Source organism: Halomonas sp. ATBC28, assembly GCF_005937175.1.
Lineage (GTDB): Bacteria > Pseudomonadota > Gammaproteobacteria > Pseudomonadales > Halomonadaceae > Vreelandella > Vreelandella titanicae.
On record NZ_VCQL01000142.1, the window covers coordinates 1 to 420 of the forward strand.

Genomic DNA, 420 nt, shown 5'->3' on the forward strand with positions numbered 1-420 from the left:
TGGTGAGAGCGAGCGACTCATAATCGCCAGGTCTCTGGTTCAAATCCAGCAAGGGCCACCATCACAAACCGCCATTAGCTTATCAGGAAGAGCAGACGACACGATAACAGGGTTGTTGGTGCGGGGGCGGGTCCCCGATGGCGGTCCATTATCGGTATTCAGAGTTGTTAGCTCAGCCGGACAGAGCAATTGCCGTCTAAGCAATCGGTCACTGGTTCGAATCCAGTACAGCGCGCTATATTCATTCTTCCAGATTCCTTCCGGCAGAGCCTTATACTGAAATATACCTGGCTCAGGATATTGTTGAAAATATTTTATGTTTGTCAAAAATAAAAGTTCTGTTAAGTATTGATTGAGTGTTTGTTATACGGTCTAATGGTTTTTTCAGCATTAAATATTTATCATTCATATGGTGTGGGT

1 tRNA gene is annotated in these 420 nt (G+C 44.5%); it reads left to right on the plus strand.

The window, feature by feature from the left end:
• Nucleotides 1-163 precede the first annotated feature (163 nt).
• Nucleotides 164-235 (plus strand) — tRNA-Arg (locus tag E0L35_RS25730).
• Nucleotides 236-420 lie beyond the last annotated feature (185 nt).